This is a genomic window from Gilliamella sp. LMG 34361 (assembly GCF_984569075.1).
The window spans coordinates 2,200,478-2,215,806 of record NZ_OZ474903.1 but is presented as its reverse complement, the minus strand read 5'-3'; the positions used below and the strand labels follow the sequence as shown (position 1 = coordinate 2,215,806).

At 37.1% G+C, this 15,329-nt stretch carries 12 protein-coding genes and 1 pseudogene; 10 read left to right on the top strand and 3 right to left on the bottom strand.

Going from position 1 to position 15,329, the window contains the following annotated elements; translation table 11 throughout:
* Window positions 1-32: 32 nt before the first annotated feature.
* Both AC5LXI_RS10480 and allC read right to left on the bottom strand, forming a co-directional pair.
* Entirely contained in the window at window positions 33-1,265 is a 1,233-nt protein-coding gene (locus AC5LXI_RS10480) for an MFS transporter (protein ID WP_493442266.1), read from the bottom strand.
* A gap of 12 nt (window positions 1,266-1,277) precedes the next feature.
* A complete protein-coding gene (allC, locus tag AC5LXI_RS10475; protein WP_493442265.1) occupies window positions 1,278-2,504 on the bottom strand; it encodes an allantoate deiminase in 1,227 nt (408 codons plus the stop codon).
* Window positions 2,505-2,903: 399 nt separating this feature from the next.
* Here allC and AC5LXI_RS10470 point away from each other — a divergent pair, with 399 nt between their 5' ends.
* The 8 genes and pseudogenes from AC5LXI_RS10470 to AC5LXI_RS10435 all read left to right on the top strand — a co-directional run.
* Window positions 2,904-4,571: an acyl-CoA synthetase FdrA gene (locus tag AC5LXI_RS10470; RefSeq protein ID WP_493442264.1), complete on the top strand. Its 1,668-nt coding sequence runs from the start codon at window positions 2,904-2,906 to the stop codon at window positions 4,569-4,571.
* 11 nt (window positions 4,572-4,582) lie between these two features.
* Window positions 4,583-5,842, top strand: a complete 1,260-nt coding sequence (locus tag AC5LXI_RS10465) for a YlbE family protein (protein WP_493442263.1) — start codon at window positions 4,583-4,585, stop codon at window positions 5,840-5,842.
* 3 nt (window positions 5,843-5,845) lie between these two features.
* Window positions 5,846-6,784 (top strand): oxamate carbamoyltransferase subunit AllH family protein, encoded by a 939-nt coding sequence (locus tag AC5LXI_RS10460; protein WP_493442262.1) that lies wholly within the window; start codon window positions 5,846-5,848, stop codon window positions 6,782-6,784.
* 3 nt (window positions 6,785-6,787) lie between these two features.
* Entirely contained in the window at window positions 6,788-7,711 is a 924-nt protein-coding gene (gene allS / locus AC5LXI_RS10455; RefSeq protein ID WP_493442261.1) for an HTH-type transcriptional activator AllS, read from the top strand.
* A gap of 50 nt (window positions 7,712-7,761) precedes the next feature.
* Entirely contained in the window at window positions 7,762-8,994 is a 1,233-nt protein-coding gene (locus AC5LXI_RS10450) for a pyridoxal-phosphate-dependent aminotransferase family protein (protein ID WP_493442260.1), read from the top strand.
* Between the two features lie 337 nt (window positions 8,995-9,331).
* The gene (locus AC5LXI_RS10445; RefSeq protein ID WP_493442259.1) at window positions 9,332-9,904 is read left to right on the top strand and encodes an MFS transporter; all 573 of its coding nucleotides are present in this window, start codon (window positions 9,332-9,334) and stop codon (window positions 9,902-9,904) included.
* Between the two features lie 14 nt (window positions 9,905-9,918).
* A complete protein-coding gene (locus AC5LXI_RS10440) occupies window positions 9,919-10,479 on the top strand; it encodes an MFS transporter (protein WP_493442258.1) in 561 nt (186 codons plus the stop codon).
* A gap of 859 nt (window positions 10,480-11,338) precedes the next feature.
* Window positions 11,339-11,593 (top strand): annotated as a pseudogene (locus AC5LXI_RS10435) (polar amino acid ABC transporter ATP-binding protein); the annotation flags it as partial.
* A gap of 103 nt (window positions 11,594-11,696) precedes the next feature.
* Here the strand turns inward: AC5LXI_RS10435 and fabB are convergent.
* Window positions 11,697-12,908 carry a beta-ketoacyl-ACP synthase I gene (gene fabB, locus AC5LXI_RS10430; RefSeq protein ID WP_086359708.1) on the bottom strand — a complete coding sequence of 404 codons (1,212 nt, stop codon included), beginning with the start codon at window positions 12,906-12,908 and terminating at the stop codon, window positions 11,697-11,699.
* A 308-nt stretch (window positions 12,909-13,216) separates the two neighbouring features.
* On the opposite strand from fabB, the gene AC5LXI_RS10425 reads away from it, so the two are divergent.
* Together AC5LXI_RS10425 and AC5LXI_RS10420 are read left to right on the top strand one after the other, a co-directional pair.
* Window positions 13,217-14,482 carry a putative DNA modification/repair radical SAM protein gene (locus AC5LXI_RS10425; protein ID WP_493444293.1) on the top strand — a complete coding sequence of 422 codons (1,266 nt, stop codon included), beginning with the start codon at window positions 13,217-13,219 and terminating at the stop codon, window positions 14,480-14,482.
* Window positions 14,483-14,485: 3 nt separating this feature from the next.
* The gene (locus AC5LXI_RS10420; protein ID WP_493442257.1) at window positions 14,486-15,277 is read left to right on the top strand and encodes a TIGR03915 family putative DNA repair protein; all 792 of its coding nucleotides are present in this window, start codon (window positions 14,486-14,488) and stop codon (window positions 15,275-15,277) included.
* Window positions 15,278-15,329: the final 52 nt, after the last annotated feature.

Genomic DNA, 15,329 nt, shown 5'->3' with positions numbered 1-15,329 from the left:
TCTTGTCGATAAATAGTTGCTAGTTTACGTAATTAATTAGTTATATGTTTACGCAAATTAATTAAGAAAAATAAGGCTGTTGCAATAACTAAGATTGCAATAGCAACATAAAATCCTGTAATTTTGGTCCCAGTTATATCTGCTAAAAAACCGGTCAATGGTGGTGCAATCACTGATGAACTCATACCAAAGAAGTTAAATACCCCAAATGCTGTACCATAACTGTTTTTAGGCGCAATATCCGCCACATGTGAAATGAGAATTGGTTCAACCACAAACTTGCCAAATAACCCATAGAGGATTAAACCGATCAATAATAAGATAATGGTGGAAGATTGGATTGCCATTAATAGTGTTATTGCAGAAAGCAGTTCTAATACAATAATAAAGAATAGTCGTTTAGATCGGAATTTATCCGAAATTTTGCTGATAACCAGCGCACCGGGAATGGCGGCAAATGCGACTAATGATGATGCCGAACCAATACTTCCCCCCGTAAAACCACGTTCAGTTTCTAGGAAATTTGGTAACCAGCTTACCACCATGTAGTAGCCATAACATGTCGCAAAGTACATGATGTAACACGCTACCATCGGGCTAGTAAAAAAGTTGTTTTTTTCTTTTGGCGCAATATTTGTATCTGGTTTCTGCTGTTTTTTCTGAGCAATAACGGTTTTGACTGATGGTTCTTTGATAATGATTGCAAATCCAGCGATTAAACAGAGTGTTAGTACAGCAATAATATAGAGCATATATTGCCATGGCATTTCTAAGGCTTTAACTAAAAAGCTGGTAGAGAGCAAACAAACCCCCATACCTAATGCTGCCCCAGTATTGATAATAGCTGAAGCAAAGCTACGATTTTCAGCAGGAATATTTTCAGCTGAAAGTGACCATGCCGAACCATAATAAGATCCACAACCAAGACCAGCGAGCAGACTACCGATATAGATCATCGTCATGGTCTGCGCATTACCAATCATAATTGCAGCGATGGTAAAGAGGATAAAACCAGGAATAACGACGGCTTTTTTGCCATATTTATCGACTAAGATCCCAGCAGGGATTTGCATTAAGGTATAGGAAAAAAAGTAACAGCTAGCAATTAAACCAAGCTCAGTATTGGACTGTGGCCCCACAGTTTGTTGAATTTCTGGAAAAATCGCCGCTAAAACCGGACGATAAATCCACATGACTAGCCAACCAAGGAATAATAAAGCGACGATTTTATGCCAGTACTGAATGCCACCTTTTTTTTCTGTCATTTTATTTCCTTATTATTCTTGATAAGCCAATTGATAAAGGGCGTAAGTTAATGCTTTTATTCCTTCGACTAAATCTTCAGTTTTAGTGTCCTCTGCTGGATTGTGGCTAATGCCTTTGATGCTAGGTACAAATAACATCGCGGTTGGCACTCGTGGTGCGAATATTTGCGAATCGTGACCTGCTCCGCTATGCATCACGCGATAGCTTAGGTTTTCTTGTTTGCAGATGTTTTCAAGCATTTTAATTAGTTTATCATCCATAGGAATTGGTGCTTCATCCATCCAACGATTTATTTCGATTTTAAGACCAAGCTCTTTGGCGATACGCACCATGTCGCCTTCAAGTTCTTCGGTAAATTGTTTCAGTTCTGCTTGATCTGTATGACGGCAATCAATTGTGAACATCACTTCACCAGGAACTACATTAACCACATTCGGTTTTGGCTCGACATGACCGAAGGTTAATACCAGCGGATCGTCAACTTTGATTGCTTTATTTATTGATTCATGACAAATTCGGCTAAAGGCGTAGATGGCATCTTTGCGATAGCTCATTGGCGTGGTGCCGGCATGATTAGCTTCACCAATTAAACGAATATTGTAACGACGTTGGCCCACTATGCTGGTAACCACCCCGATGCTTTTTTGTTCTCTTTCTAGCACACCACCTTGTTCGATGTGGATTTCTAAAAAGGCTTTGATATCGGTACGCGCTTTTTGGCTGTTAAATTTGAATCCGCAGTTGCGCATAGCGTCGACAAATTTAATACCATTATTGTCTTCGATAGTGGCAACATCCTCATTATTAGCAATGGCAAATACGTTTTTGCTTCCCCAAAAGACATAAGGAAAGCGACTGCCTTCTTCTTCGGCCATGGAGATAAGTTCTAAAGTGCGTAATGGTTGACCGTAATTTTCTTTAAGATATTTCATGGCAAGCATAGCGGCAATGATGCCAAGTTGACCATCGAGTTTGCCGCCATTGACCACGGTATCAACATGCGATCCCGACATGATAACTTGATCTCTGTATTTGCTACCTTCAAATCGACCATATAAGTTGCCAACATCATCGAAATAGGTATTCATGCCAAATTGTGAGAGTCTTTCTTGGATGGCTTTTTGGGCAGCTAGCCACTCTGCAGTATAAAGTAATCGGGTAGTACCACCTTGTTCTAAACCACCAAAGCTAGATAGCCATTTAACGGCATTAGCAACATCATCGTATAAAATATTCATAAATATTTACCTGCTATTTAAAACTCTTTCATTGTTAACATCGACTATTTTTGATGTTAACTGCGCATATCATTTCGATATTACCGATCATTTTAAATGTTTTTTTGTTTACCATACTATTAATAGCAAATAATAATGTGATCAAACTAGCTTTTTTATGTTTGTGAAATTTAATTAAATTAAGGCGTTATTATTATAAAAAATTTTTTAATAATTTTTTATCATACTGATTTTAAATAATATTATACTTTTAATAACCTTAATGTTTCTTGATGTATTACCTGCTTATTGTGCATTTTTTCCGTAATATATAAATACAATCTAACTATTAGATTTTTATAATGAGCTTAAAAAAGTTCAAAGTTAATCGCATTTATCATAATTGAGAGGCCTGTTCTCATGATTCAATCTTTTATAAAAAAGGGAAGCTTTCAAGATTCTGTCAGTTTGATGTTGATATCGAAAAAACTCAGTAATCTTGATGAGGTTGAAGAAGTATCTGTCATGATGGGTACTCCAGCCAATAAATCGTTATTAACCGCAACAGGGTTTTGGAGTGAAGACTTTAATGATGCGACACCAAATGATATTTGCGTCGCCATAAAAACCAAAGATGATTCTAATGATGTTGTCAAGCTAATTAGCCAACAACTTGAGGATGCTTTAAAAAATATTGCTCAAGCTCAACAAGGTGGTGCCAAGTTACTTAAAGCTAGACGCTTAACCAGTGCAACAAAAAAATTACCTGATGCAAATTTAGTCTTAATTTCGATTGCTGGTGAGTACGCCGCTGAGTTAGCCGATCAGGCATTAGATGATAATAAAAACGTGATGATCTTCTCTGATAATGTATCTATCGAAGACGAAATCCGTTTAAAAACTAAAGCAGCTAAAAAAGATCTAATTGTGATGGGACCAGATTGTGGAACCGCATTTATTGCCGGTGCACCATTAGCGTTTTCCAATGTTATTCCTAAAGGAAATATTGGCGTAATTGGGGCATCTGGTACTGGTATTCAAGAGGTGGTTTCGCAAATCGCTTTATTAAATCAGGGAATTACCCAAGCCATTGGCCTAGGAGGACGTGATTTATCTTTAGAAGTTGGGGGAATTAGTGCACTCACTGCTTTAAAAATGTTAGCGGCTGATCCCAAAACTCAAGTCATTACCTTTATCTCAAAACCTCCTGCGGAAAGTGTTAGGGAAAAAGTTATTTCGGCTATGAAGTTAATTGATAAACCTGTGGTAGCACTATTTTTAGGCTCTAAAATTGATAAACCTAAAGATGATAATATCTATTTTGCCAGAACACTCGATGAAGCCGCACGATTAGCCTGTTTACTTAGTCTTGTTGAAGCGACAGCCAGTAAACTGCCTAATTTGACCAATAAAACCATTACTGGCTTATATACTGGGGGAACCTTAGCTTCCGAAGCGGCGATGTTGCTTGCTCAGGAACTCGGTTTAACCACCAGTCATCACCACGATAAAGGAATTATGTTAGATCAAAACGGGCATAAAATTATCGATTTAGGTGATGATTTTTATACGGTGGGTAAACCTCATCCAATGATTGATCCTTCTATTCGTGAAGAGGAGATCGCTCAGTTAGGTGATAAACCTGATGTTGGCGTATTACTTGTGGATTTGGTGATTGGCTATGGTGCAAATGGTGATCCAGCCGAATCAGTGATTGCTGGTTATCAAAAAGCCTGTGCTAAGCGAGATGAAAATCATCCACTGATTACTATTGCGACCGTGACCGGTTCAGAACAAGATCCACAATGCCGTAGCAAGCAAATCGAAGCATTAAAAGCAGCCAATATTGTTGTGATGAATAATTTGCCTGAAGCTATTTTGCTAGCAAAAAAACTGATCACACCAACTAAATCAACCAACTTAACTAAAGACTACCCTTTATTAAGTCATATTAGTGTAATCAATGCTGGTTTGAGAAGTTTTGCTGAAGATCTTCAATCATTGAATATTCCTGTTGTGCATTATCAATGGGCGCCAATAGCCGGCGGCAATAAAAAATTAGCGGCTATTTTGCAAAAATTAAATTAAGAGGTTTTGATATGTTAAGCACCGCAATAAATGAAGCAAACCAAAAAATTATTGAAAGAATTAAAGCGGCTAGACCACATTGGGTAGGTGTTGTTGCTGCGAAAGAAGCTGTACCAACCTTAGCGCAAGGTAAAAAACTTTTACATGCTGGTCCGCCGATTGTTTGGCATGATATGACTGGACCAATGCAGGGGGCTTGTATCGGTGCCTGCTTGTTTGAAGGCTGGGCGCAAGATGAAAAACAAGCTTTGCAGTTATTAGAATCAGGCCAAGTCGAATTTATTCCTTGTCACTCTGTTAATGCGGTTGGTCCGATGGGGGGCATAACCTCAGCCAATATGCCAATGATTGTGGTTGAAAATGTAACCCATGGTAATTGCGCCTACTGCAATTTAAACGAAGGTATTGGTAAAGTAATGCGTTTTGGTGCTTATGGTCAAGAGGTGTTAGATCGTCATCGTTGGATGAAAGAGTCATTAGGACCAGCCTTAAACGATGCTTTAAAGCTGTTTGATAATGGTATCGATTTAACCGCTTTGATGGCACAAGCGATTACCATGGGCGATGAATTCCATCAACGTAATATTGCCGCTTCAGCGTTATTATTAAGAACACTTTCTCCAAAATTAATTTTACTTGACCGCAGTAAAGCAGAAATGGAAAAAATCTTTAGCTTTTTAAGCGTGACAGATCAGTTCTTTTTAAATGTGGCGATGGCATTTTGTAAATCCATTATGGATAGCGCGGCGCAAATTAAAGAAGGGACTATTGTTACCGCAATGACGCGTAATGGTAAAGAATTTGGTATTAAAGTCAGTGGACTTGGCGATCAATGGTTCACCGCTCCAGTGAATACACCGCAAGGTCTGTTCTTTACCGGCTATTCGCAACAAGATGCTAACCCAGATATCGGTGATAGTGCCATCACTGAAACCTTTGGAATTGGCGGTGCGGCGATGGTCGCTGCGCCGGGAGTAACTCGCTTTGTTGGCGCGGGTGGTACAGATGCCGCATTTGAAGTATCTGAAGAGATGAGTGAAATTTATCTAGAACATAATATGTTGCTGCAAATTCCGACATGGAACTTTCAAGGATGCTGTTTAGGCTTAGATCTTCGTCTGGTTGTTGAAACGGGGATCACACCACTGATTAATACTGGTATTGCCCATAAACAAGCCGGTATAGGTCAAATTGGCGCAGGAACAGTTAGAGCACCGTTAGCCTGTTTTGAAAAAGCACTCGAGGCATTAGCCAAAAAACTAGAAGTGTAGATTATGAGTTTGCTATATGCCGATGATGAATGCTTAAATAAGCCGATTAATCAGGCGCAACCAAATATGCACGCTGTTGAGCTTTTTCAACCGCGTGCTATAGCGCAAGCAACGCATATTATCAAACCTCTTTTAGTTAGTGCAGATATTCCGATAGAAGCGGGTGAGTTGTCACTTTTTAGTACTCATCCGCAAACTATTAATTTAATTACTCCAAATCAGCGATTAATCACCATTCATCGTTATAATAGTGGCTTATCGCCTATGGGCATGGTGCTTAAATCATCTGATTTTGATGACCTTTTAACGTTTTTATTGGATGGTGAGATACCGCTTTATCAATTACCAACAGGCGAACTTCAAATTGGGCTATATCTCATTTCACTTGCAACACATGTTTGTCAGTTAACTCTTAAAAGTCATTCATTAATTAATAAATCCGATATTGCCAGTCTGTTAAAGCAAATTAACCAACCAACCGGTTTATTTGGTGAATTGAGCAATAATTTAAGTGTCGAGTATCCACCGCAACTTGAAATGTTATGTAGCACTATGAATAATTTAATGAATGGCAACGCTGATGATATTACACCGTTTATTGGTTTAGGACCGGGTTTAACCCCAAGTTTTGATGATATTATTGTCGGTATGTTGGCAGTTATTTCTGGCGATCATCGTTTTACCACGCAAATGCGACAACTAAAATTAGCCTTTGAGCCATTGCCATTAGATTTATTAACTACTAAGGTGAGTGTTAGTTTTTTGACTTATGCACTGCAAGGAAAATTTTCTTTATTGGTGCAACAAGTGATTAAATCATTTGAAAAACATAATTATCACCATTCATCAATAAAAAATTTAGTGAATTATGGTCACACCTCTGGATCCGATTTGTTACTTGGTATATGGTTAGGTATAGATCGTTTTGTTTTAAGGGATTAAATCATGTTAGATACCGAAACTATGCGAACCTTTATAAAAGTAGTTGAGAGCAATAGCTTTTCAAAAGCGGCTAAGCTACTTTACAAAACACCAGCGGCCATTAGTTATCGTATTAAATCATTGGAAGCGGATCTCAATACTCAGCTTTTTGAGCGTACCACACGAACCGTGACACTAACGCTAGCAGGACAACATCTTTATGAACAATGTAGCCAATGGTTACTTTGGTTATCAACTATGCCCGATGAATTGCAACAAATTCGAGATGGTGTTGAGCGTAAAATTAACATTACCATTAATAATCTATTATATGATGTTGAAGCGGTAACCGAGTTATTAACATTTTTAAAAGAAAAATTCCCTTTTACAACTTTCAATATCAATCGACAAGTTTATATGGGGGTGTGGGATTCATTATTGCATGGTGAATGTCATTTAGCGATTGGCGCAACGGGTACCGAATCGCTTGATACCATGATTAATATCTTACCACTCGGTGAACTAAGTTGGGTGTTTGTGGCGGCTAAACATCATCCCATTACGCAAATTGATGGGGCGTTATCTAATGATAGCTTACGCAAGTACCCAGCAATTAATGTTGAGGATACTTCTGTTCATATGAATAAGCGAGTAGCGTGGTTACTACCAAGTCAATCCGAGATTATTGTGCCAAATATTAGCACCAAGTTAGTATGCCATTTAAGAGGATTAGGTATTGGTTTTTTACCAAAATCAATTTGCCAATCGTATTTAGAGTCAGGTGAATTGATAGCCTGTAAAGTGGTCAATGAACGTAAACCATCACCACTGTCATTAGCTTGGAAAAAATCACATATGGGCAAAGTGATGAATGAAATTGTGAATCTATTTAAATTTCATCATCCCATTGCCAACAGTTTTTTAAAAAATATAGATAAAAAAAGATGAATCAGTGTCATCATCAACTAATTAACTCGATATTAACAAAGGAAAAAATAATGTTAGATCTAGATAAATATGACCAAATTAATCCGCCTACGCGACTATTAATGGGACCGGGTCCAATCAATGCTGATCCACGTGTGACTCGAGCGATGGCGGCACCTTTAATTGGTCAGTTTGACCCAGTTATGACTGATTATATGAATCAAACTATGTCCCTTTATCGGGATATCTTCAGAACCAAAAATGAACAAACGTTTGTTATTGATGGCACCGCAAGAGCTGGTATTGAAGCGGTTCTTGTGTCCACAATTAAACCGGGCGATAAAGTGTTAGTGCCAGTATTTGGTCGATTTGGTCTATTACTTTGTGAAATTGCCCACCGTTGTCGTGCTGATGTGCATACTATTGAAGTGCCATGGGGCGAAGTGTTTGATCCTAATATGATCGAAGATGCTATTAAAAAAGTTAAACCAAAACTCTTACTTTGTGTGCAAGGTGATACCTCAACCACATTATTACAACCATTAGATAAAATTGGTGAAATTTGTCGCCGTTATGGGGTATTGTCTTATGTGGATGCAACTGCATCAATTGTAGGTAATCCACTAGAAGTTGATAAATGGCAACTTGATGGGGTATCAGTTAGCTTACAAAAATGTTTGAGTGGACCTCCCGGAGTTGCCCCACTTACGCTAAGTCCAAAAATGGTCGAAATCATCCAAGCACGTAAATGTGTTGAACTAGGTATTCGAGCGGATAATGATGAAGGTGGTCGAGATGAGATGATCTACTCTAACTACTTTGATATCGATATGATTATCCGTTACTGGAGTTCAGAACGTATTAACCATCATACCGAAGCGACTTCAATGCTATACGCTGCACGCGAATGTGCGCGAATTGTGTTGCAAGAAGGTCTTGATAATGTCATTGAACGTCACCGTATTAATGGTGCGGCGATGGTTGCGGGTTTACAAGCCATGGGACTTAAATTGTTTGGTGATCTAAATCACAAAATGAATAACGTTGTTGGTGTTGTTCGCCCGGAACATATCAACGATCTAGAAGTTCGTAATTTAATGCTAAATGATTTTGGTATTGAAATCGGTGCTTCATTTGGTCCGCTTAAAGGCAATGTATGGCGCATCGGAACTATGGGCTATAATGCTAGAAAATCTTGTGTTATGCAAACATTAACCGCTTTTGAAGCTGTATTAAATCGTGTTGGTTTTAAAACTACACAAGGTGCTGGGTTACAAGCGGCTTGGAACGTTTATAACAAATAGTAAATATAATAATAATAAAAGTTTACTAAAGTGAACGGAATTATACCCATTGGATTTTTGAGCATTTGACTTACAACGATAAATAGTAATTTGTTAACTCAATTCGAAGCAAATTATTAAAAGAATATCACAGTTAAAAAGTGTAGTTAAAAAATATAGCGAAAAAGGTTAACTTTTTTCAAATTAATTGGGATGAGACTATTTAAGGAAATCATATGAATGAGTTAAATACTAAAATTCCTACCTCTGGGTATAAGCAAAAAAATGGAAAGGGCGGTATAGCATATTATTACTATTATGGTCAGGTTGGTTACTTTCTTTTCTTGATCGCATGGTCATGAATGTATCATTGCCTTTTATTGGTCACGACCTTGGTATTGATAAGACAGTGCAAGGTTCTATTATCAGTGCCTTCTTTATTGGTTATGCACTGTTTCAAATTCCCGGTGGCTATCTATCGGATAAATTTGGTCCGCGTAAAGTGATGGCTTTTGCCATTATTTGGTGGCCAATATTTACTCTCTTTACTGGTCTTATCTATGTATTGCCTTTAATGTTGTTAACTCGATTTATGTTCGGTGCAGGTGAAGGCTGTTTTCCCGCTTCATCTTGGAAAACCATTGCTACTTATTTTCCCGCTAAGGAACGTGGGCGAGCGACGGCAATTCAATCATCAGTTAATACCTTAGGGCCAGCAATACCCGTAATTGTGGCGGTTGCTATTATTGAATGGTTAGGTTGGCGTGATGTCTTCATCATTATAAGTATTCCCGGTTTTATATTAGGCTTTTTTATCTACAAATTCATTCGCAACAATCCAATGGAAAATAGGCTGATTGATGCAAATGAACTACAAGAATTAACAACGATAATACCGATGAAACTGTCACAAATAGTTCGGCTTCATTAATAAATGTATTAAAAATGCCAATACTATGGAAATTATCGCTAATTTGGTTTTTATTCGACATTACATTTTGGGGTTTTACTACTTGGTTACCAAGTTACTTACTTGAGGCCAGAGGATTATCACTATCCAAAACTGGTATCTTAGCCGCTATCCCTTTTTTATTCGGCGCATTAGGCACGTTAGTCGGCGGTTATTTTGCTGATAAATTCGCGCAAAAATTAAAATATGTTTATGGCTTAACGGCTTTCATCTCTGGAATATTCCTCTTTTTTATGTTTCAAGTCGAAAATCTTCAAGCAGCTATTGTCTTCCAATGTGTATCGGCACTATTTATGTTTATCGCATTCGCTATTTTCTGGGGTATGTTAATGCACATGATCCCACCGGAAATTATGGGCAAAGCCTCAAGCATTGTTAATTTTGGTGGACAAGTCGCTGGCGTATTATCACCGTTTATCATCGGATTTCTTATTGATAATGCCAATGGTGGTTATAATCATGCCTTTTTATTTATGGTAATAGCGTTAATTAGCTCAGCTATATTGACCTTTTTTATCAAAAAGATGAATATCTAACATATCGAAAATGATGGGCGGTAACCGAAAATATTCAAACCTAGTTTGAGTATTTTTTTGCGTCTTTAAGTAAGGTTAATTTAATATAATTGAATGATAAATAATTAAAAAGCGTAAAAATATCCCCCTTATAATTAACGAGATGGTATAGACTCCTCAATTATTTTTACAATACCTCAGTAAATCTAAATCACAATGATCTCAATGAATTTTTGAGCTATTAGATTATTTTGGGCAAAAATGGAGATGATATTTCTAATGGCAATAAGCATGATTTTAGTTAGATGGTATAGACTCCTCAATTATTTTTACAATACCTCGGTAAATCTAAATCACAATGATCTCAATGAATTTTTGAGCTATTAGATTATTTTGGGCAGAAATGGAGATGATATTTCTAATGGCAATAAGCATGATTTTAGTTAGATGGTATAGACTCCTCAATTATTTTTACAATATCTCAGTAAATCTAAATCACAATGATCTCAATGAATTTTTGAGCTATTAGATTATTTTGGGCAGAAATGGAGATGATATTTCTAATGGCAATAAGCATGATTTTTGTATAAATATGGTTTTATTGATATATTCTCAATATAAAAAACAGTAAACAGTTAGTTTGATTTTAGTTAGATGGTATAGACTCCTCAATTATTTTTACAAAAAATCCCAGTAAATTACTATGGTCTAAAAAAGTATTTAAACTATTAAGTTATTTGTAGGAGAGGTGGATAATACTGTAGACAATGATAAGCTTCGCCATGTTAATCGTTTTCAAAAACGAATATTTAAACCATGGATAATGATGAGAAATGATAGAAAAATACCAAACTAATTTTGAGTATTTTTTTCACAATTGATAATGCTTGTTGACGAACCAACTTCGGCGCTTGATCCTGAACTAGTTGGTGAGGTATTAGCGGTAATGAAATCACTTGCTCAAGAGGGAATGACGATGGTGGTGGTAACCCATGAAATGGGGTTTGCCAGAGAAATGTCGACTCGGGTTATTTTTATCGATCAGGGTATTATTCAAGAACAAGGTTCGCCTGAGCAAATCCTCACTCAACCACAAAATGAAAGAACCCAAATGTTTTTAAGTAAAGTATTATAACCAGCTTCATTTACCATTTGATTGATTAAAACAATCTGCCATAAAAACCGCACTCACCAATGGCGAGTGCGGTTTATGAATTAGATTTACATACAAACAGGCTTTATGCTTTATATTTTTTCATTACAATTGAAGCATTGGTACCACCAAAACCGAAGCTATTTGACATGACTGTCGTTAATTCACGCTCGGTTGGTTCGGTGATAATGTTCATTCCTACTGCTTCATCTGCAAGTTCGTCAATATTGATACTTGGTGTAATAAAGCCGTGTTCAAGCATAAGTAGTGAATAAATCAACTCTTGTGCACCAGTGGCACTTAATGAATGACCTGTCATTGATTTAGTTGAAGATATAGCCGGGATGTTATCACCAAATACTTGTTTAATAGCCCATAATTCTTTAACGTCACCAACTGGCGTCGAAGTACCGTGGGTATTGATATAATCAACTGGTCCATCCAGATCTTGAATAGCAAGCTGCATACAACGCATAGCCCCTTCTCCTGATGGTGCAACCATGTCATAACCGTCAGATGTTGCGCCATAACCAACTAGCTCACCATAAATATGTGCGCCACGAGCAAGGGCGTGTTCAAGTTCTTCAACAACCACCATTCCAGCACCGCCAGCAATAACGAAACCGTCACGGTTTTTATCATAAGCACGTGACGCTTTTTCTGGTGTATCGTTGTATTTGGTTGATAATGCACCCATTGCGTCAAATTCGCATGACATTTCCCAACATAGTTCTTCACCACCACCGGCAAAAACAACGTCTTGTTTACCAAGTTGGATAAGTTCCGCAGCATGACCAATACAGTGTACCGATGTTGCACAAGCAGACGTCATTGAGTAGCTAACACCTTTAATTTTAAATGGTGTTGCTAAACAGGCTGATATTGCTGATGACATTGATTTAGTTACCGCGTATGGACCAACACCGCGTAAACCTTTCTCTTTCATTCCAGCAACGACATTGTATTGGGTTTTGGTTGAACCACCATAACCAGCGATAAGACCGGTTCTAGGATTAGATACTTGTTCTGGGGTTAATTTTGCATCTTCGATTGCTTGTTGTAGAGCAAGATAACCATAAATAGAAGCATCATTCATAAAACGGACAACTTTGCGATCGATAAGTCCAGTAGTATCTAATTTAACATTACCGCAAACATGACTACGCATTCCGCTATCTTTCATTTCTTGGGAGAAAGTAATACCGCTTCGGCCCACTCTCAACGATTCTAAAACCTCTTTGGTATTATTCCCGATACTTGAAAGAATACCTAATCCCGTAATTACTACACGTTTCATCTAATGCTCTACTCCTAAGTTAACTGGCTTCGTATGAAAAATTGGTCTGATTATAGCGTACACTTGTAAGCTGAACAATACCCTATAATTGATTTTATTTTTTGATTTTTAATTAAGATGAGGTTAATGAAATAAATAACCAATAACTTTCATTATTTTTACATTTTATTAATGCAAGCTTGATAAATTAGGTATAAATGCAGTTTTATTAGCAACTTTTTGTTATTTGTGATCTGATTATTTACTTGCGAAGACACATAAAATCGCTATAATACTGTAAATATATACAGTTATTGGTGATAATTATGATTCAAGACAAAATAATATCAAAGCTTGAGATACTTGCGGAGTCTGCAAAATACGATATTTCGTGTGCATCCAGCGGTACTTCTCGCAGTAATAAAAATAAAGGCATTGGTAGTGCTTCACGCTGTGGTATCTGTCATTCCTTTACTGCCGATGGACGATGTGTCTCGTTATTAAAAATCATGTTGACCAATTACTGTATGTTTGATTGTGCTTACTGTATTAATCGCCAAAGCAATGATATTGCTCGAGCTGGATTTACTCCAAAAGAGTTAGCTGATTTAACAATTGAGTTTTATCGTCGTAATTATATTGAAGGGCTTTTTTTAAGCTCAGGGATTGTGCGTAGTGCTGATTATACTATGGAAAAAATGATTCGAGTGGTTAAAATTCTACGTAAAGAATATCACTTCAATGGTTATATCCATATGAAAGCGATCCCTGGTGCAAGTAATGAGTTAATCCGTGAAGCAGGATTACTAGTAGATCGAATGAGTGTCAATCTTGAGATCCCAACGGAGCGCAATTTGAAACTACTTGCGCCAGATAAAGATCATCAAACCATCTATCAACCCATGCGCCATATTCAACAAAATTTGCTGGAAAATATTGAAGATCGTAAAAAGATCAAATCAACCCCCAAATTTGTGCCAGCAGGACAAAGCACGCAGGTAATTATTGGCGCGACGGATGAAACGGATAATCAAATATTACAACTTACTGCTAAGCTCTATAAGCGCCCAAGTATGAAACGGGTTTACTACTCAGGATTTATTCCAGTAAATAGCTATGATAAACGATTACCCGTATTGCAAGAAGTACCAAGAGTGCGTGAAAATCGTTTATATCAAGCTGATTGGTTGTTACGTTTTTATGATTTTAGCGTCGATGAAATTGTTAATGATGAACACCCCGATCTTGATTTAACTGTTGACCCTAAATTATCTTGGGCGATTCGTAATCCTCAGTTTTTTCCGGTCGATATTAATCGCGCAAGTTATCAAAAGATTCTGCGAGTCCCCGGTATTGGTGTTAAATCAGCAAAATTAATTGTGATGGCAAGACGACATCGAAAGCTCAATATCGAAGCATTAAAACGAATTGGTGTGGTACTAAAACGCGCGCAATTTTTTATTGTATGTCATGAGATGAGAACCTATAAATTACTTGATTCATCCGCTGAATATATTCGTCTTAGCTTACAAGATCCGCCAATGCTTGAAGTTAAGAAGGAGCCTATTCCACAACAGCTAGTGATGGGGTGGTAAGTTATGATAGCGTTTCATTATGACAAAACTTTTGAAGGGTTATTATGCGCGGTTTTTGATGCGTTTAAATTAAAAAAAATGCCTGAATGTTTGTTGAGCGATGATGAATTAGTGCCGCTTTTGGTTTCGCAATCTCACCAAGTGGAATATCGTAACAGTAAATATGAAAGGGTATACACGGCGCTACAGAAAAAGTTATCCCCCATAGCTCTCAATCAACTTTTGTTTACATGGTTATCTCAATTGCCTGAAAGTGACTTAATCATTTTTCGTTATATTTGCAAAGTTTTTAAAGCAAACTGTTCAATTGAAACCGATTTTGGCGATCCAGATGTGCTTACGGTTCATGATATCGCTAAAAAAGTGAACAAAGAAAAACACCATATTCAACAATTTGTACGATTTAATACTATTCAAAATCCAGCAAGCGATATTGATGAAAAAATCTATTTTGCGGTTATAGAGCCTATTTATAATGCTTTACCGTTAACCACACGATTTTTTAAAGATCGTTATGCTGACCAAAAATGGGCAATTTATGATGAAAAACGCCAGTATGGTTATTTTTATAATTTAGAAAAAATAGAGCAAATCTCGTTAAACGATAGTGATAATCTGATTGTCAATAACAAAATTAACCAAGATTATCTGACTGACGATGAAAAACTTTTTCAAACGATGTGGTATCGTTATTGTAATGCGTTAACGATTAAAGAAAGAATCAATCCAAAATTACAACGACAAAATATGCCAAGACGATTTTGGCAACATTTGCCGGAAATGCAAGAGAATTAAAAACGCCGAACGATTCGGCGTTTTTCTCTCAGTGTTTCTCTATAAATGCTTG